This is a genomic window from Stutzerimonas stutzeri, from assembly GCF_000935215.1.
GTDB lineage: Bacteria > Pseudomonadota > Gammaproteobacteria > Pseudomonadales > Pseudomonadaceae > Stutzerimonas.
This window is the reverse complement of record NZ_JXXD01000363.1, coordinates 1-227: the sequence shown is the minus strand read 5'-3', so window position 1 is coordinate 227 and position 227 is coordinate 1. Positions and strand designations below refer to the sequence as shown.

General features: G+C 61.7%; 1 pseudogene. It reads left to right on the top strand.

The features are described from left to right. Nucleotides 1-227, top strand: a pseudogene (locus tag LO50_RS24500) (IS110 family transposase); the annotation flags it as partial.

Sequence of the window (227 nt, the reverse complement as noted above, 5' to 3'; positions counted from 1 at the left end):
CGAGAGTGTCCAGGTCGGCCGAGTGGATCGGCGCAAGCGGCTCGATGCCGGGGCATTCGCGCGATATGTACAGGAGCAGATCGAGCCTGTCGAGTGGGTGATGGAAGCCTGTGGCACAGCTCACCATTGGGGTCGGTTGATGCAGGAGAAAGGCCATTGCGTCGTGCTTCTACACCCCCGTTACGTGCGTCCGTATCGGCGGCGCAACAAGACCGATCGCAACGACT